The sequence below is a fragment of the Enterobacter mori LMG 25706 genome, from assembly GCF_000211415.1.
In the GTDB taxonomy this organism is placed as follows: Bacteria; Pseudomonadota; Gammaproteobacteria; order Enterobacterales; family Enterobacteriaceae; genus Enterobacter; species Enterobacter mori.
The window spans coordinates 519,110-536,796 of sequence record NZ_GL890776.1; the positions used below are offsets into that span (position 1 = coordinate 519,110).

The window sequence follows — 17,687 nt, forward strand, 5'->3', positions numbered from 1 at the left end:
GACGCTGAGCCTCATTGCGACAGGTCGACAGGGACAAACTACTACTTGCCCAAAAGCTCATGCACGCAATTGTGCATTGCCTGAACATTCCTAACAGAGATAGTGGGCAGCTTGCGCGCCTGAGCTGGGACAATCGGAGAGTCATCTAGATTGAAAAGCCATACCTTAATCTTGCCATATTCCTGCTGATTTATTGCCAGACTCATTTCGTCATAACACCATGGGCTCTGGGCATACTGACGGCTCCAAAGAACTGCACAAACATCGCTGCGAAGAACCGCTTGCTCAATGGTTGCTGTGATCATCTGATCTGACCTGATCTCATCGTCACCAACTAGGACCTCAATACCCTCTTTTACTAGTACGGCCCGTAGTGCATTGGCCATTTTGGCGTCCTGATGAGCAAAACTAACAAAAACCATTTTCGGTCTCTCTAAGAGACGGCTCGGCTGCATTCGATCTAACATGAGTCGATTAGCTATCTCAATCGTATGTTCAACACCATCGACGTCGCACAAAACGCTTGGGTCAAAACCTGGATTAAGTCTCGACCAATCTCGGCGCTCGTATGAGCGCTTCGCCACTCCACCGAGGAATGCAAACGGAATGATCGGAAGGCCCCTGGCCTCAGCAAGATGCAAAAGTGTACTAGCCGTTTGCGAAACCTTCCCTCCCAGAGCAACAACCACATCAGCTTTCTCCAGCGCCTGAATCTGGGCCAAAAACCAGGACTGGAACCATGCGTCTTCCTCATTGCCCTCTGGACCAGGGTAGTTCCAATCCTGGATTACGAGGCCAGGTCGTCCAAGCGTTTTGCGTAGAAGGCATCGCTTTTCCTCAACTGTTGGATGACTGGGACTATGGAACTGGATTAATCCACCACACTTAGAGTCCGCATAGCCCATTGCTGCGTAGTAGTCGACCGAATCAGTAAATGGGCTGCATATAAGTAGCTGTGCTCCCGCTTTCGCGAGAACATGCCCAAGGGTCAACGACGCCTTGTTCAAACGTGGGAGTTCAGCATCAACATCTGCGGTCTCACCGGTGTGACCACCTATGACGAATACAGATTTCACCCGAGAATCAAGCTGCACATGTGGCGATGGCGATAATGCGACCTGCGCCAATTCTTCCTCAGCTCCGAACATCCCAGCTTGGACAGTGTGAATAAAAAACGAAACAGCGTTTCTAGCGGACAAATTTCGAAACTTACCTTTAGCTGTGTCTTCAATTTTTTCTTTTCGAGCGTCCGCGTAGTCAGAAATGCCGCGGATGGCCACGGTTCGTGGAGCCGTTGTGCGAACAGTCGCGGCATCGTATACACCTGCCGACTCCATTTCGAGGGCCGCAACCTTACGATCATGTTCACGGATGATCCAATCCACAAAACCCTTGCCTTTACCTACTGCTGGGCCGCTGGCCAACTTACGGTCATCACCGGCAAAGAGCTTACAGCTACCTCGTAGGATCAGTTCATTGCTAGCAAGGGCAAGCTGTACCTCTTCTGAAATGAGTTCAGCCTTGGCAATCTGAGTGTCTTGCTGCCAACGTTTGTAATAGTCGCCACTGGTGTGTGCGAAAAATTGAAACCTATTGAGTAGTCTCAAAGAGCTTTGAAATTGGTTACCTGAGGTAGTAAAACTCCAGTTTTTACCTTCCCCATGGGTCGCTGAATTTGCCATGTACTCATTCACAGTGTCCGGTATAAATACATCGCCAGGTTCCATGTCGTTTACCAGTGATCCTGCTATGCCTAGCACCACGATGTTGGCCGGATTCAGCTTCTCGATAAGTGCTGAAGTAAGACTAGCGGATCGGGTATTGCCCATTTTTCCTGCCGGGAACACAGCAACTTCGAAGCTTCTGTTAAGAACAGGCGAGTCGATATTGCCGAAGAAACCTGTCAGTGCAACACCTACCTGCTCTTGGGATTTAAAATCTGATCCTAGCATATCTATAACGACATCAAACTCCTCGCTTAGAGCCACGTAAAGCAAGATATCGATAGCCTTACCCATACTTATTACCTTCCTAAAGTTGATGTAGGCGGCTGGATCTGCAGCGCGCAGCAACCACTAAACTGAAACGTTCGTGTTGTTCTTAAAATCAATAGCTTGAATTTTATTGCACTTTATCAAATTCATTAAGCGGTAAGTGTGACAGACATAACCTACATCCGAACCCACGAAGGCTGGATGTATCTGGCCCTGGTGGTTGACCTGTTCTCCCGAAAAGTTATCGGCTGGTCAATGCAACCCCGCATGACAAAAGAGATTGTCTCGTATGTCGGAATTCTTTTTCTGAATGGATCAGGATATCGGGTCAGGGACGAAGGCCTCATTCAAATCCAATCAACCCTGAGAATGCTACCGCCCTCAGAGAGCTGTTCTGATTAGATTTTGGTGTATCTAAATGTTACTAAGATTCATAAATTATTCAAGAAGACAATCAGATACAACCTAAATCTTGATTTGCCGGGTTATACGATTAATTTGGGAAATACTGTAACTAAGTAAGTTGCCGAGAAATGCACATTAGACGCCCATTTCCTACTAGTTCATGAGGTTATCTGGAGGTAGACTCAACTATATATAGTGAATATACATTGAAATCATGTGGATAGCTAAATTTTGGTTTATGAACTAAATTCTCTTACAACATAAGTTAAATGCATTATGGACGCCAGAACCACCGCCCAATTAACCCCCTTCACCGTTACCTTCCCTCACACCTCAGTGCAATGGCCATTTGGCCACTGCACCTGTCAACTGATGGAGTTATCGTTTATTGAGATATTTGTTGAAGAATGCCGTGATGTTATCGAACGGGATCTTATCCATACGATCATATAAATCAACGTGAGTGGCATCTTTAACAATCAGAAGCTCTTTGGGCTGATTTGCCGCTTCATAAGCCGTTTTGGAGAAGTAAAGCGAATGCGCTTTTTCGCCATGGATGAACAGGATCGGACGCGGAGAAATTTCCTTAATATACGTCATGAGCGGGAAATTCATGAAGGCCATCGGTGTTGTCACGGACCATGAGTTACCAGAGTTGACGGCTCGTGGATGATAGCCGCGTTTGGTCATGTAATAGTCCGCATAGTCCACGAGGAACTGTGCTTCACCGCCCTTCAGTTTATTATAGGCTGGCTGGTATGCAGGTTTGCCGTTTGCCGCATCTTCCCAGCGCTGGAGGCTCATCTTCTCCAGCGCCTGCTCGCGCTGCTCCGGCGTTACGCTGTCATTGTAACCTTTCGACATCACGCGGCTCATATCATACATGGTGCTGGCAACGACCGCTTTTACGCGTTTATCCACGGCAACAGCATTCAGGGCAATCCCTCCCATGCCGCAGATGCCGATGACACCGATACGTTCACGATCCACATAGGGTTGCAGTCCAATAAAATCGACTGCGGCCATAAAGTCTTCGGTATTGATATCAGGTGACGCAATATTGCGAGGTTCCCCACTGCTTTCACCGGTATAAGACGGATCAAATGCCAGCGTCACGAATCCGCGCTCGGCTAAGGTCTGAGCATAGAGACCTGAAGCCTGCTCTTTTACCGCGCCAAATGGCCCGGAAATCACAAGCGCAGCAAGCTTCTTGTTCCCGCGATCTTTAGGAAGATACACATCAGCGGCAAGCGTAATGCCGTAACGGTTTTTAAACGTTACCTTTTGATGATCCACTTTGTCGCTTCTTGGGAAGGTTTTATCCCACGTCTGAACCAGACGCGCCGAAGAGTCTGCTGTGCCTGGTGCAGGCTGGGCAACCGCAGATTCTGTTGAAATCAGAGCCATCGCACCGGCAAGGAGTGCACCATTAAAAAAACGAGTTGAAGAATTTAGCGTCATGATATCAAAACCTTACATTAAATTTCCAGGAACCGAATTCGATACGGGTTGCGTTGTTGCTATTTTGAATATCATTAAAGAAATACGTTATTAAAATACTCTGCATTATTTGCCCGATCCTATTAACCTGAGGCCAAACCGTATATTTCAGTATTCATAACAGGTAAGTTGACGGGGGTGCATAGACGCAACAAATGTGAGGCGTTACAGATGATTTCAAACAAGTCGGTTGAGAAACGACTCGACGAACTCTCGCGGAATATTGCTCAGCGCACGCCCGATACCGGTGATTTTCCCACCGCTGTCGAAGGACTGGAATTATTCCGGCGAAACGAACCTGCTCCTCCGGTGAGCTGCATGGTGCCACCGAGTATCGTTCTGGTGGCTGACGGCGAGAAGATAATGTGGGTTGGAGGCGAACCTTATACCTATAATGCAAAAAAATTCCTGATCACCTCTCTCGACTTACCCGCCAGTTCGGAAGTGTTAAGCGCATCAGCAACTCGGCCATGCGTCGGCATAGCCTATAAACTTGACCAACGCGTGCTGATGGAATTAATTACGCAGGGAGGCCTGCCGCCAGTGAAAAAACGCGATGCGGGAACAGGTGTCGGTATAGGAACCATGACAGATGTTTTGCTGGAGCCTTTCTGCCGCCTGCTTTCATTGCTTGACGAGCCTGAAGCCATTCCTGTTCTCAGCCCGCTGATTCAAAGAGAGATACATTACCGGCTTTTGATGAGCGATCGGTCCGATCATCTCAGACAGATTGCAGCAGTAGACGGCCATGGCTACCGTATCGGTAAAGCTATCGATTGGTTAAAGACCCATATTGCTTCGCCTTTACGCATCGAGGAGCTGGCGAGTCGGGTTCAGATGAGCACGCCCTCTTTCCACCGACATTTCAGGCAGCTTGCGGGAATGAGTCCACTCCAGTATCAGAAATGGCTGCGCCTCAATGAAGCCAGCCGACTCATGCTGAATGAGCATTACGATGTCACCACAGCGGCCTATGCTGTCGGTTACGAAAGCTTATCCCATTTCAGCCGGGAATATACGCGGATGTTCGGCGAATCACCCAAGAGGGATATTACTGGGCTGAGAAAGTCTGCCGATAACCTTTAATACTCCTTTGTATCGTTTACATTTTACTCGAGCAATATCATTTGATCACCGAGTTATCACTGCTATTATCAACCTATCCCTGTTCGAAACATAAATTTCTTCAATAAATTACCCTGCTAATTAATAGTCCTCACGGAATGAAGGAGCTTCCTCGATGAACTTACCCGGTCAGCAGTCGCCTGACAGCACCCTTCCCTCTTATGATCTCTCGCGCAGCCTTGGCCTACAGGCTGGTGCTGATATCGATTTTAAAAAGCTGGCCGCGCAGCTCGACTGCACGCGAAATTTTTACAATGTCGGCATCATTTTTGATGATGGCAAGCAACGCTGGCTGGTACGTCCCTCTCGACGCATTGCTGATGTGAATCAGAGCACCGTCAGCCATGTGGTAATCAGTAAAATTCCTGATGCTAAAGAAACCAGTGCAGAAAAAGCTGTTGTAGCAACGCTAACCACTCCGTCACTTGCGACGGAAATCACCTCGACCGGTTTCGCCTGTGGCGCAATGATTGTTACGCTTGTCATGGCGTTTGGTGCCGGTGCGGCAGTGCCTTTTACCGCTGGCGGGTCCGGTGTGATTGCGGCGATCAGCCTGTCCGGTACGCTGGCAACCGGAGCACAATGCATGATTGGCGCGGGCCGCCTGCTGGCTATCCATAACGACCATGGCTCCGATGTTGCCTGGCTCGACAGCCAGGACTGGTACGTCGCCACCACGACAGTTCTGGATGTCATTTCGCTTGCTGCGGCAGGAACCGCGCTAAGAGGTACTTTAGAAACGTACAAGCTGATGAAAGCGGCATCTTCGAGTAAAGTTACCGCCTGGTTCCAGAGCCTGAGCCGTGCCGAGCGTAAGCGCATCACGGAAGAGATCATCAAAGCGCAGAATCCAGGCATTTCCAGTGCCGGGGTAAAGGCCGCGATCCGCGCAGGTGTTTATCCGAAACGTTTCCCCAGCGAATCGTTACAAAAATCACTGCAGCGCGAGCTGATGAGTGCGGTCAATAACGCATCAGCCTTTGTGGGGAGTTCACTCACTGGGACTATCCGCAACCCACAAAATACCGTCCAGTCAGGACGCTATGTGGTAGGTGTGCTGCAGTCATTTTTACCTAACTAAACGCTGAGTATTCAAATGTTTAAAGTTTTAACCCGTCGCCTGCAACGCTGTAACGAGGCTGCCGCCAGCATAAACCATGCCGCCCCGACGCAGCTGCAGCAGTTGAAGACGCAGCTGGCCGACGAAATGGGTAAGCCTGTGGGACTGCATACCATGGGTATTCCCGCGGCGGTCAGTACGCTCGGGGTGATTGTCAGTTTCGCCATTCCGCAGCTGTGGCTGGGGTATGGCGTACTCGCCGCACTCGGCCAGCCGGCCGAACGCGTATTCGTGTGGGTTGTGCTGGTCGCCCTGCTGTTCGCCGGCATTAACGGCGTGACGATGTTTATGATTGGCAAAGGCAGCATGCGCGCCGTGCGGTTACATCTTACGCTGGCGGTGATAAGCCTGATATTAACCGCAGCCTACCTGCTGGCCGCGCTGAGCGGTAGCGCTGCTCCGGGCGTCAGCCTGACCGCGGCGCTGGTGAGTATTGTCATGCTGGGGCTGAGCGGCAGCTGCATCCTCTCTACCGCTTTCTATAAGATGCTGCTGTTTACTCTGCATAACCGAGCCTGGCGCAAGCTTATCAGCCAGACGCGCTAAGCAGTCATCCTGTAAAAAGCCCGCCGCTGCCGGCGGGTTTTTTTATGGTTTTTTATGCCTGCGCAACCAGATTAGCTTGTACGCCGCAGGTATAATAAACAGCGATAGCAGCGGCGCCGTAATCATCCCGCCAATCATCGGTGCCGCTATCCGGCTCATGACCTCTGACCCGGCACCGGTACCCCACAGAATCGGCAGCAGACCGGCAACGATCACCGCAACGGTCATCGCCTTCGGCCGCACGCGCAGCACGGCGCCATGATAAAGGGCGTCATCAAGCCCTTGCTCGGTGAACGTTTCACGACGAGACAACTCCGGGTGCGCTTCAATGGCCTGACGCAGATACATCAGCATGACTACCCCAAACTCAGCCGCGACGCCAGCCAGCGCGATAAACCCGGTTCCGGTTGCGACAGACATATGGAAGCCCAGCCAGTACAGGAACCAAATCCCCCCAACCAGTGCGAACGGCAGGCTCATCAGAATCAGCAAGGCTTCGTCCACGCGGCGGAAGGCCAGATATAACAGAATGAAAATGATCATCACCGTCATCGGCACCATCAGCTTCAGTTTTTTATTGGCATGCTCGAGTAGCTCAAACTGTCCTGAGAATGACACGCTGGTTCCCGGCCTCAGTTTGACCTTCTGGCTGATGGCTGTCTTAATGTCGTTTACCACCGACACCATGTCCCTGCCCCGCGCATCAATGTAAATCCAGCTGGCGGGACGGGCATTTTCCGTTTTCAACATGGTTGGACCGGAAACGACGTTAATCTCTGCCACATCGCCAAGGGTGATTTGCTGCTTCATCGGCGTAAGGATCGGCATCTCCTTCAGCGCCTGCGGGCTGTTCCGGTAATCCTGCGGATAGCGGATATTGATCGGATACCGGGCCACGCCTTCAACCGTTTCCCCTACCGTCGCACCGCCGATGGCGGAGGAGACGAAGAGTTGCACATCGCCCACCGTCATGCCGTAGCGGGAGGCTTTTTCACGGTTGATATCCACATCAACGTAGCGCCCACCTTCCAGACGTTCAGCCAGTGCTGAGACCACGCCCGGCACGGTTTTGGCTACCGCCTCAATGTTCTGCGCCGTTGCGTCGATATCCGACAAAACGGTACCCGACACCTTGATCCCTATCGGACTTTTGATCCCGGTTGAGAGCATATCAATGCGGTTACGGATGGGCGGCACCCAGAGATTGGCAAGCCCCGGCAAACGAACCGTCTGGTCCAGTTCATCGATAATCTTGTCAATCGTCATGCCCGGCCGCCACTGGTCTTCCGGCTTGAGCTGAATGGTCGTTTCAACCATTTCAAGCGGCGCGGAATCTGTTGCGGTTTCAGCCTTACCCGTCTTACCAAACACGGAAGCCACTTCCGGGACGGTTTTGATTAACTTGTCCGTGGTCTGTAATAGCGCCGCCGCTTCTGCCGGAGAGACGCCCGGCAGGGTCGACGGCATATACAGCAGATCGCCCTCATTGATCTTCGGCAGAAACTCACCGCCCACCTGACTTAAAGGCCAGATAACCGTGAAGATGGATAACGCCGCAACCAGCAGGGTGGTTTTTGGCCAGCAAAGCACCTTAAGCAGCAGCGGATGATAGGCTCCGATCAGCAGCCGGTTCAGCGGGTTACTGTTCTCAGCGGGGATTTTTCCCCGGATCCAGAACCCCATCAGAATCGGAATGACGATGATAGCCAGCGCGGCCGCCCCCGCCATGGCGTACGTTTTCGTGAAGGCCAGCGGACCAAACAGCCGCCCTTCCTGCCCTTCAAGGGTAAAAATCGGAATGAAAGATAAGGTGATGATCAGCAGGCTGATAAACAGCGCGGGGCCAACCTCCACGGAGGCGTTGGTGATCACCTGCCAGCGGGTGGCGTTATCAATTTGCTCTCCGGGATGCTGATGATCCCACTCCTCGAGCCGTTTATGCGCATTTTCAATCATCACAATGGCGGCATCCACCATTGCGCCGACGGCGATGGCGATCCCACCCAGCGACATAATATTGGCGTTCAGCCCCTGGAAGTGCATGACGATAAAGGCAATGCACAGGCCGAGCGGCAGAGAAATGATGGCGACCAGCGCAGAGCGGACGTGCCAGAGGAACAGCGCGCAGACGATGGCCACCACGATAAACTCTTCGAGCAGCTTGCCGCTCAGGTTATCAATGGCCCGGTCGATTAGCTGGCTGCGATCGTAGGTCGTGACAATCTCAACGCCTTCCGGCAGGCTGGCCTTCAGCGTTTCCAGCCTGTCTTTTACCGCAGTGATGACCTCGCGCGCGTTTTTGCCCGAGCGCAGGATCACCACGCCACCTGCCACTTCACCCTGCCCGTTCAGCTCGGCAATACCGCGGCGCATTTCCGGCCCCGTCTGCACGCGAGCAACATCACGCAGATAAATGGGTACCCCGTTCTCCCCGGTTTTCAGGACGATATTATTGAAGTCATCAAGAGTCTGGAGATAACCGCTGGCGCGAACCATATACTCCGCTTCCGCGATTTCAATGGATGAGCCCCCTGCTTCCTGGTTGGACGATTCCAGGGCCTGCTTAACCTCAGGGAGGGTTACGCCGTACTGGGCCAGTTTTAACGGATCAACCTGAATCTGATACTGCTTCACCACGCCGCCGACCGACGCCACCTCGGCCACGTTCGGAATGGTTTTCAGTTCAAACTTGAGGAACCAGTCCTGAAGAGATCGCAGTTCCGCGAGATCGTGTTTTCCACTGCGATCGACCAGCGCATACTCAAATATCCAGCCCACGCCCGTGGCATCAGGCCCGATTTCAGCGCTCACCCCGGCGGGCAGTTTACCCTGCACCTGATTCAGATACTCCAGCACGCGTGACCTGGCCCAGTAGAGATCTGTCCCATCTTCAAAAATGACATACACGTAGGAATCACCAAACTGGGAAAACCCGCGCACGGTCTTTGCGCCCGGCACCGACAGCATGGTGGTGGTGAGCGGATACGTCACCTGGTTTTCAACAATCTGCGGAGCCTGGCCGGGATAACTGGTTTTAATAATAACCTGAACATCAGACAGATCGGGCAAGGCATCGACCGGCGTGTTGATGATGGTCCAGGTTCCCCAGACGCTGAGAAACAGCGCCCCCATCATCACCAGAAAACGATTGGCAACTGACCGCCGGATAATCCATTCAATCATCGTCGTCTCCTTAGTGACCAGCATGCGCGTCGTCATGTTTTTCAGGATGCCGCATGCGCTCCAGCGCACCGGTAATATTGGCCTCAGAGTCAATCAGGAACAGACCGCTGACCACCACCGACTCCCCTTCATTCAGGCCAGAACCAATACCGGACTGTTGCTGAGATTCGTGCAGCACGTGGATCGGTTTCGGCACAAAACGCCCCTCCGCATCGACCGTAATCACGCGCTGTTCCTTGCCGGTATCGATAATGGCCTGAGACGGGATCAGCAGCATGTCCTGGCTTTGGGTATTCAGTTTCAGATAAGCGTTCATACCCGGTTTCAGACGTTCATCTTTATTGGAAACCTGCAGGCGCACCTGCAGCGTGCGAGTGGCCGGGTCCACGCTCGGCAGAAGGTTCCATTTTTCAACGGGGAAAGATGTGTCCGGATAAGCCGGTACGGAAACGGCAAACTGCGACGTGTCTTTCAGGAGATACGCGATGGACTCAGGGATGGCTGCGCTGATCCAGACGGGGTCCATCCCCTGAATCTGTGCCACCACTTTATCTTTTGAAATATTCATTCCGGTGCGCAGGTCAAACGCGGTGATCACCCCGTCGATGGGGGCTTTAATGGTAAATCGGGTCTGAATCGTTTGGCTTGCGCGCAGCCTTTGTATATCGTCGTCTGGCATGCCTGCCAGCCGCAGCCGCTCAAGCACCCCTTTAATCTGGGTAGGCGTTCCGCCGGTGCCGGATAACAGCAAAAACTCACTCTGCGCTTCGACCCAGTCCGGGATCGTGATATCAATCAGCGGTGTACCTTTCTTCACATGGTCGCCCGTTGTCAGCGGGTACACCTTCTCAACGAAACCTTCAGCGCGTGCCTGCACAATGACAAACTGATAGTCGTTATAGCTGACGTTGGCCGGGATGGTCTGGGAATAATTCAGCTTCCCTCGCGTGACTTTTTGCGTTTTTAATCCCAGATTCTGAACCTGTGTCGGATCAATACGAATACCGGCGCTGCTTTTCTCGTCGCCTTCATCCGCATATTTCGGCACCAGGTCCATATCCATAAAAGGCGATTTACCGGGTTTATCAAATTTAACGTCTGGTTTCATCGGGTCATACCAGAAAAGTACCTTTCGCTCGGGTACTGTCTTTTCTGTTTTATCCACTGAATGCATTGCCTGCCAGGCCGTCACTGAAATCAGCCCGCCTGCGATGAGGCTGGAAATAATCATTGCAGCATATTTTATTTTAAAAGACGCCATGCTATTTCTCGCTATTTAATGCTCTTCAGTAAAGAGATATTGCCCTGCTGCACAAACGAAAAATTAACCTGGCTACCCACTTTTAACGCCGTAATACTCTCGTCAGCCTGGGTAAAGGTGAAGCGCATGGTCATCGCGGGCCAACCCACCGCCGGGATAGCATCATGAGAAATGGTGATTTTCTTATTGGTGAGATCAATGTCCTTCACAATGCCGGTTCCTTCGATTACCTGCTCTGAAGCGGCGTCGCTGGCAGCAGCCATTTCACCATGCTGATGAACTTCAGCCTGAAGGCCAGCAGAAAACATCACAGAGAGAGCACCAAATACAACGGCTTTAATGGAATTACGCATATTCATTGTCCTGTTAAATGATAAATAAGTTATTCAACCCAGCCGCCACCCAGTGCGGTGTAGAGATTAATTTCATTCACCTGTCTGGAATTGATCAGGTCGAGTAGGGTTTGCTGTGTGGCGAAAAGAGAGCGTTCAGCATCAAGCACTTCGATATAGCTCACCGCGCCGCTGGCATATAATCCTCTGGCGCGCTGAAGGGTAATTTGCAGTGAATCCAGATAACGCTGCTGCGCATCAATTTGATTGTTAATGCTGTCACGCAGGGCGAGCGCATCAGCAACATCTTTAAATGCAGCCTGAATTTTTTGTTCGTAATTTACAACCGACTGCTGCTGGCGTATTTCAGCCAACTTCAGGTTGGCGTTATTCCTTCCGGCATTGAAAATAGGAATGTCGATTTTAGGAATGAAATTCCACATCCCGCTCGCCGGTGTGAACAGGCTGGATAGCGCCGTACTGCTTGTTGAAAGTCCACTTGTCAGCGAAATGGAAGGGAAAAAAGCGGCTCGCGCAGCGCCAATATTGGCATCAGCCGCTTTCAGCTGATACTCCGCCTCCATGATATCCGGGCGCTGAAGCAGAATGTCTGATGACAGATTGGGCGGCAGCTTTACGGGTGTCAGAGCGCTATCGCTCGCACCGTTTTCTGCCGGGAGCGCGCGATACGTGCCCAGTACAAGCTGCAGGGCATTATTGGCCTGCGCCAGCTCGCCCTCTCTTTTGGCAATCTCCGCGCGGGTACTTTCGCTTTGCCCGCGAGCCTGCTCCAGCGCGAGGACGTTCGTGCTGCCCGTCACCAACTGCTGCTCTACAAAAGCATAAGACTGTTGATAATTTTTCAGCGTCTCGCGCGCAATACGCAGTTGTTTGTAGGCCAGCTGCTGGCTGAAATAACTCTGCGACACGCTGGAGACAAGCAGAATATGTACCGCCCGGCGGGCTTCTTCGCTGGCAAAAAAGTTTTGTCTGTCTGCCTCGCTCATGTTCCTGAGCTTGCCGAAAAAATCGAGTTCGTAGCTAAGCTCAAGGCCCGCGTCATACTCTTGTGATGTCGGCTTGTCACTTTTCAGCCCGCCGCTGTAAGTAATACCTGACGACGCATTCAACTGCGGATAGCGGTCTGCATCCGTGACGTTAAACTGCGCCCGGGCCTCTTCCACCTTCAGGGCCGCCATGCGCAAATCGCGATTGTTGCTCAGGGCCTCGGCGATCAGCCTTGTCACCTGCGGATCGGCAAAAAAGTTGCGCCACCCGCTGTGCTGATAATTCTGCGCTGCGGGCATCAGACCGTTGCGAGACAGTGAAAACTGCTGCGGGACCGGTGCCGCGGGGCGCTGGTATTCAGGTGCCAGGGAGACGCAGCCTGCAAGGAGGAAAATTGTGCTGATGCTAAGTCGTTTTAAGGTGAACATAACGCTTCTCGTCCAGGCAGACCTGGTAAATGATTCCAATGAAGTCCAGAGTGTTACCAGGGTTACTCTAACGAAAACATCCTGTTTGCCCGGTGACAGGATAATGACAATGTTGTCATTTTTAGCGTAAGCCGTTGATTACGGCCTTCGGCGCAATAGAATGTCGCTAGCAGCCAGTCAGGGGAGCAAGATGAAAATACTGATCGTTGAAGACGAGATTAAAACAGGCGAATACCTCAGCAAGGGGCTGACGGAGGCGGGATTTGTGGTGGACTACGCTGACAATGGCCTGAACGGATATCATCTCGCCATGACCGCCGGGTATGATCTGCTGATTCTGGATATCATGCTGCCTGATGTGAACGGCTGGGATATCGTCCGCATGCTGCGTTCTGCCGGGAAAGGGATGCCGATACTGTTACTGACGGCCCTCGGCACGATTGAACACCGGGTTAAGGGGCTTGAGCTGGGCGCAGATGATTACCTGGTAAAACCTTTCGCCTTTGCTGAGCTTCTCGCTCGGGTGAGAACGCTGCTAAGGCGCGGTAATACGGCGATAGCCGAGAGCCAGTTCAACGTGGCGGACCTGACGATCGATCTCATCTCCCGGAAGGTCACCCGCGCCGGAAACCGTATTCTGTTAACCAGCAAAGAGTTCAGCCTGCTGGAGTTTTTCATCCGGCATCAGGGCGAAGTCCTGCCCCGCTCCCTGATTGCTTCGCAGGTGTGGGACATGAACTTTGACAGCGACACCAACGCCATCGACGTCGCGGTTAAGCGCCTGCGCGCCAAAATAGATAATGATTATGAGCCGAAACTGATCCAGACCGTCCGCGGCGTCGGCTATATGCTGGAGGCGCCGGATGCACAATAAGCCCGCCAGGCGTCCATTCTCTCTTGCCCTGAGGCTGACGTTTTTTATCAGCCTCTCTACGATCCTCGCTTTTTTCGCTTTTACCTGGTTTATGCTGCATTCGGTTGAAAAGCATTTTGCCGAACAGGATGTTAGCGATCTGCAGCAAATCAGCACCGCAATGCACCGCATACTGCAGTCACCGGCCGATCCCGATGAACGAAAGGTCAGTAAAATCAAAGAGTCGATTGCCAGTTACCGCAACGTCGCCGTGCTGCTTCTGGATCCTCAGGGGAATGAACTGTTCAGTTCAGCGCAAGGCGCGGCATTACGGCCTGCGGTAAATACGGCGGATTTTGGCACACACCGCCGCGCGCAGGATGTGTTTCTCTGGACGGTAGAAGATCCGTCCATGCCCGCGCATTCCGGCCCCGAAATGAAAATGGAAACCTACCGAATTATCGCCTCTTCTGGAACGGCTGCATTTCAGGGAAAAACGCAGAACTACGTCATGCTTATCGGGCTTTCCATCAATTTTCATCTTCACTACCTCGATGCGCTGAAAAAGAATCTGCTCGCGATTGCTGCTGTTATCAGCGTGCTGATTATTCTTGTCATCCGCATCGCGGTTCGCCAGGGACACCTGCCCCTGCGTAACGTCAGCACCGCTATCAAAAATATCACCTCTGAAAATCTGGATGTGCGGCTGGAGCCGTCCCGTGTGCCTGTTGAGCTGGAACAGCTGGTGATCTCCTTCAACCATATGATTGAAAAAATTGAGGATGTCTTTACCCGTCAGGCCAATTTTTCTGCCGATATCGCGCACGAAATCAGAACCCCCATCACCAACCTGATGACGCAGAGCGAGATTGCGCTAAGCCAGAACCGGACCCAGAAAGAGCTTGAAGACGTGCTCTATTCCAGCCTTGAAGAGTACACCCGGATGACCCGCATGGTCAGCGACATGCTGTTTCTCGCGCAGGCAGATAATAACCAGCTGATCCCTGACCGGGTCATGTTTGATTTACGTGCAGAGGTGATGAAAGTTTTCGATTTCTTCGAAGCCTGGGCGGAAGAGCGCAACATCACGCTGAAATTCAACGGGATGCCCTGCCTGGTTGAAGGCGATCCCCAGATGTTCAGGCGAGCAATCAATAACCTGTTATCCAATGCCCTGCGCTATACGCCGGAAGGACAGGCTGTGACCGTTTCACTCACAGAACAAGATAGCTATTTTGTTCTGATGATTGAAAACCCCGGCACGCCCATCCCGGAAGCGCATTTGCCGAGACTGTTTGACCGCTTCTATCGGGTGGATCCGTCCAGGCAACGTAAAGGCGAAGGCAGCGGGATCGGACTTGCCATCGTCAAATCCATTGTGGTTGCCCATCATGGAAAAGTGCGTGTGGAATCTGACGCTCGCTCAACGCGGTTTATCTTGTCTGTGCCAAAGGCGATAACGCGCTAAGGCTCACTGCGCAACCTGGCAGACTTCGCGCACTTTCTCTCTCAACCAGCGGTGCCCCGGATCCTGCTCCATTCGCGGGTGCCACATCTGGGAAACCGTAATGGTCCGGGCTTTAAACGGCAGTTCGAAGACGTGCAAATTTTCCGTCATGGTTTGATTGCGCAGATACAGTGCGGGAACCATCGCAATGAGATCGGACGCCAGCGCCACGGATAACGCCGTCGGGAAGCCCGGCACCACGCTGGCCACTTTACGTTTCATACTCTGTTCCGCCAGAACGTCATCGACAAAGCCGTGTAACGAACCGTCGGGCGAGGCGACCACATGGCCCCATGACACATAATCGTTGATGCTGATTGCCGACAGCGCGGCCAGCGGATGTCCTTTGCGTACCGCACCCACAAACCGGTCCTGAAATAACCGCTGCAAACGTATCTCCGGTCCCATGTTGCTCTGTACGCCAATTTCCAGGTCAACCAGCCCCTCACGCAGGTACCGCGACGTTTTTTCAGGCTTCGGTGCGAAGCGTATACAGACCTCAGGTGCAGCCGCGGCAACGGCGGCAATCAGGGCAGGACCAAAGGCCACCACGAAGCCATCATTTGCCCGAATGGTGAAAAGCCGTGCCAGAGTTTGGACGTTAAGCGTCTCGGTGGAGGGCTGGAGCACCGCCCTCGCCTCGTGCACGGCGTTTCTGGCCCGGTCCCGGGTGGCTTCTGCCCAGGGCGTCAGCACCATGTGACGTCCGGCCCGAACCAGAATCGGATCGCCGGTCACTTCACGCAGCCTGCTCAGCGTTCGGCTCATGGCGGAGGTGCTCAGGTTTAGACGCCGCGCCGCAGCCGCTACGCTGGCTTCAGCCAGCAAAACGTCGAGGGCAACCAGCAAATTGAAATCAGGATCGGTCACGTTATCTCCTCATATAAGGCGTTATACGCAACGAATGAGTGCACAGGCTGCGTCTTCCGCCTTGTATACCCCATGATTATAGTTTCGTCATTACTATTCTTTTCTGGAGTAAATATCATGACGCTGTTTTCAAACCAGCCCGGCGATGAGGGATTACCGGGACATGAACGCGCCCGGGTCATGGTCGCGCTGATGACCCCCACGCTGATGGGCGTCTTTGATGGCACCATGATTAACGTAGCGCTGCCGCCCATGGCGAGCGCGATGCAGGTCTCTGCGAATGTCGCAGTATGGTTTGCCAACGGTTACCTGCTGTCGGCGGCGATGACGCTGGCTATCTTCGCGGCACTGGCAGCGCGCATGGGCTATCGCCCGGTGTTTCTGGCGGGTCTTGCGACGTTCACGCTTACCTCCCTCGGCTGCGCGCTGGCGACGACGCCCGACATGCTGATCGGGATGCGCGTTTTGCAAGGCATAGGGGGGGCGGCCACGTTGAGTATTGCCCCGGCGATACTGCGATCCGTTTTCCCTGGACGACTGCTTGGCCGCGTTCTGGGGCTACACGCCCTGCTGATTGCCGCCAGCACGGCCCTAGCGCCGGTGCTGGGCGGCACGATCCTGGAGGCGCTGCGCTGGGAATGGCTGTTTGCAATTAACATGGTTCCGGGAAGTGTCGCACTGCTGCTGGCCTGGAAGGCGTTACCGCGCGGTTCTGCTTCCAGTAAAACGCCCTTCGACACCGCAGGTGCGGTGCTCTCGGCGATGCTGTTAGGTTCGATGATCATGACAGCGAACAGTTTCCAGCACGTCAGCCATGAGGCGGCGTTCTGGGCGGGTATTGCCCTGCTCAGCGCCACCGCCTTCATCTGGCATATTCGCCGCGTCCATAGTCCCCTACTGCCCCCCGTTATCTTCCGCAACGGCCGCTTTACGCTCGCCGCACTCATCTCACTTGCGTCGTTTGTAAGCCAGGGCATCACCTTTATCGCGCTGCCGTTTCTGTTTCAGAGCGTGTATGGCTACAGCCCGCTGGAATCGGCCCTTCTGTTCACGCCCTGGCCGATTGGGATCGTGTTGATTGCCCCTCACGCGGGCCGTTGGGCAGATACGATTTCGGCGCCGCTGATTTCCACCATCGGGCTGATGATTTTTGCCGTTGGGTTGATCCTGCTGGCGACGTTACCCGCAAGCCCTCCAACATGGGATATCTGCCTGCGCAGTCTGGTGTGCGGTATTGGGTTTGGCTGCTTCCAGAGCCCCAATAATCGGGAGATGCTCGCTAACGTGGCGCGCGAGAATGCCAGCTATGCGTCCGGGGTATTGTCCATCGTCAGGACCTTCGGGCAGTGTCTGGGGGCGGCCGTGGTAGGCGTTTGGCTGGCTGCGACGACGGGCTCGGACCAGGCCGTTCATTATGCGCTGTGGACTGCGGTGGTAGCCTCGGCCGGGTCGGTGTTGTTTAGCCTGAGCCGACTGCGCGCCGCCGTTCGGGCATCAGCCTGATTCGCCCTGCGGCGCTACGCTTGCACAATGTAGGCCGGGTAAGCGCAGCGCC

The 17,687-nt window shown here is 53.3% G+C and carries 13 protein-coding genes and 1 pseudogene; 7 read left to right on the top strand and 7 right to left on the bottom strand.

Features of this window, described 5'->3' with window-relative positions:
* Window positions 1-41 precede the first annotated feature (41 nt).
* On the bottom strand, window positions 42-2,018 hold the full coding sequence (locus ENTMO_RS0112355) for a TIR domain-containing protein (protein WP_010431205.1): 1,977 nt from the start codon (window positions 2,016-2,018) through the stop codon (window positions 42-44).
* 138 nt (window positions 2,019-2,156) lie between these two features.
* On the opposite strand from ENTMO_RS0112355, the pseudogene ENTMO_RS26140 reads away from it, so the two are divergent.
* Window positions 2,157-2,276, top strand: a pseudogene (locus tag ENTMO_RS26140) (DDE-type integrase/transposase/recombinase); the annotation flags it as partial.
* Between the two features lie 501 nt (window positions 2,277-2,777).
* Here ENTMO_RS26140 and ENTMO_RS0112360 read toward each other — a convergent pair.
* Complete coding sequence (locus ENTMO_RS0112360; protein WP_010431208.1) at window positions 2,778-3,860, bottom strand: alpha/beta hydrolase; 1,083 nt, start codon at window positions 3,858-3,860, stop codon at window positions 2,778-2,780.
* A 210-nt stretch (window positions 3,861-4,070) separates the two neighbouring features.
* Here ENTMO_RS0112360 and ENTMO_RS0112365 point away from each other — a divergent pair, with 210 nt between their 5' ends.
* The 3 genes from ENTMO_RS0112365 (at window position 4,071) to ENTMO_RS0112375 (ending at window position 6,690) form a co-directional block, all read left to right on the top strand.
* Window positions 4,071-4,985 carry an AraC family transcriptional regulator gene (locus tag ENTMO_RS0112365; protein ID WP_010431210.1) on the top strand — a complete coding sequence of 305 codons (915 nt, stop codon included), beginning with the start codon at window positions 4,071-4,073 and terminating at the stop codon, window positions 4,983-4,985.
* 154 nt (window positions 4,986-5,139) lie between these two features.
* Window positions 5,140-6,105: a hypothetical protein gene (locus tag ENTMO_RS0112370; RefSeq protein WP_010431212.1), complete on the top strand. Its 966-nt coding sequence runs from the start codon at window positions 5,140-5,142 to the stop codon at window positions 6,103-6,105.
* 15 nt (window positions 6,106-6,120) lie between these two features.
* Window positions 6,121-6,690: a hypothetical protein gene (locus tag ENTMO_RS0112375; protein ID WP_010431214.1), complete on the top strand. Its 570-nt coding sequence runs from the start codon at window positions 6,121-6,123 to the stop codon at window positions 6,688-6,690.
* A 42-nt stretch (window positions 6,691-6,732) separates the two neighbouring features.
* Here the strand turns inward: ENTMO_RS0112375 and silA are convergent, their stop codons facing one another.
* Genes silA through ENTMO_RS0112395 form a run of 4 tightly spaced genes read right to left on the bottom strand, consistent with a single transcriptional unit; the run spans window position 6,733 to window position 12,902 of the window.
* The gene (silA, locus tag ENTMO_RS0112380) at window positions 6,733-9,873 is read right to left on the bottom strand and encodes a Cu(+)/Ag(+) efflux RND transporter permease subunit SilA (protein WP_010431217.1); all 3,141 of its coding nucleotides are present in this window, start codon (window positions 9,871-9,873) and stop codon (window positions 6,733-6,735) included.
* 10 nt (window positions 9,874-9,883) lie between these two features.
* Window positions 9,884-11,134 (bottom strand): efflux RND transporter periplasmic adaptor subunit, encoded by a 1,251-nt coding sequence (locus tag ENTMO_RS0112385; RefSeq protein ID WP_010431219.1) that lies wholly within the window; start codon window positions 11,132-11,134, stop codon window positions 9,884-9,886.
* Between the two features lie 11 nt (window positions 11,135-11,145).
* Window positions 11,146-11,487 carry a cation efflux system protein CusF gene (gene cusF, locus ENTMO_RS0112390; RefSeq protein WP_010431222.1) on the bottom strand — a complete coding sequence of 114 codons (342 nt, stop codon included), beginning with the start codon at window positions 11,485-11,487 and terminating at the stop codon, window positions 11,146-11,148.
* A gap of 29 nt (window positions 11,488-11,516) precedes the next feature.
* Entirely contained in the window at window positions 11,517-12,902 is a 1,386-nt protein-coding gene (locus ENTMO_RS0112395) for an efflux transporter outer membrane subunit (RefSeq protein WP_010431224.1), read from the bottom strand.
* Window positions 12,903-13,092: 190 nt separating this feature from the next.
* On the opposite strand from ENTMO_RS0112395, the gene ENTMO_RS0112400 reads away from it, so the two are divergent.
* On the top strand, window positions 13,093-13,776 hold the full coding sequence (locus tag ENTMO_RS0112400) for a copper/silver response regulator transcription factor (RefSeq protein ID WP_010431225.1): 684 nt from the start codon (window positions 13,093-13,095) through the stop codon (window positions 13,774-13,776).
* On the top strand, window positions 13,766-15,223 hold the full coding sequence (locus ENTMO_RS0112405) for a Cu(+)/Ag(+) sensor histidine kinase (RefSeq protein ID WP_010431227.1): 1,458 nt from the start codon (window positions 13,766-13,768) through the stop codon (window positions 15,221-15,223). The genes ENTMO_RS0112400 and ENTMO_RS0112405 overlap by 11 nt, the downstream gene beginning before the upstream one ends.
* Before the next feature lie 3 nt (window positions 15,224-15,226).
* Here ENTMO_RS0112405 and ENTMO_RS0112410 read toward each other — a convergent pair whose 3' ends face one another.
* The gene (locus tag ENTMO_RS0112410; RefSeq protein ID WP_010431230.1) at window positions 15,227-16,132 is read right to left on the bottom strand and encodes a LysR family transcriptional regulator; all 906 of its coding nucleotides are present in this window, start codon (window positions 16,130-16,132) and stop codon (window positions 15,227-15,229) included.
* 117 nt (window positions 16,133-16,249) lie between these two features.
* Between ENTMO_RS0112410 and ENTMO_RS0112415 the strand changes: the two genes are divergently transcribed.
* Window positions 16,250-17,635 carry an MFS transporter gene (locus tag ENTMO_RS0112415; RefSeq protein WP_010431233.1) on the top strand — a complete coding sequence of 462 codons (1,386 nt, stop codon included), beginning with the start codon at window positions 16,250-16,252 and terminating at the stop codon, window positions 17,633-17,635.
* Window positions 17,636-17,687 lie beyond the last annotated feature (52 nt).

Coding starts and splice junctions, on each gene's coding strand:
- ENTMO_RS0112405 (WP_010431227.1), top strand. CDS start 13,766: ATGCACAATAAGCCCGCCAGGCGTCCATTCTCTCTTGCCCTGAGGCTG.
- ENTMO_RS0112365 (WP_010431210.1), top strand. CDS start 4,071: ATGATTTCAAACAAGTCGGTTGAGAAACGACTCGACGAACTCTCGCGG.
- ENTMO_RS0112360 (WP_010431208.1), bottom strand. CDS start 3,860: ATGACGCTAAATTCTTCAACTCGTTTTTTTAATGGTGCACTCCTTGCC.
- ENTMO_RS0112355 (WP_010431205.1), bottom strand. CDS start 2,018: ATGGGTAAGGCTATCGATATCTTGCTTTACGTGGCTCTAAGCGAGGAG.
- ENTMO_RS0112375 (WP_010431214.1), top strand. CDS start 6,121: ATGTTTAAAGTTTTAACCCGTCGCCTGCAACGCTGTAACGAGGCTGCC.
- ENTMO_RS0112385 (WP_010431219.1), bottom strand. CDS start 11,134: ATGGCGTCTTTTAAAATAAAATATGCTGCAATGATTATTTCCAGCCTC.
- silA (WP_010431217.1), bottom strand. CDS start 9,873: ATGATTGAATGGATTATCCGGCGGTCAGTTGCCAATCGTTTTCTGGTG.
- ENTMO_RS0112415 (WP_010431233.1), top strand. CDS start 16,250: ATGACGCTGTTTTCAAACCAGCCCGGCGATGAGGGATTACCGGGACAT.
- cusF (WP_010431222.1), bottom strand. CDS start 11,487: ATGCGTAATTCCATTAAAGCCGTTGTATTTGGTGCTCTCTCTGTGATG.
- ENTMO_RS0112395 (WP_010431224.1), bottom strand. CDS start 12,902: ATGTTCACCTTAAAACGACTTAGCATCAGCACAATTTTCCTCCTTGCA.
- ENTMO_RS0112400 (WP_010431225.1), top strand. CDS start 13,093: ATGAAAATACTGATCGTTGAAGACGAGATTAAAACAGGCGAATACCTC.
- ENTMO_RS0112370 (WP_010431212.1), top strand. CDS start 5,140: ATGAACTTACCCGGTCAGCAGTCGCCTGACAGCACCCTTCCCTCTTAT.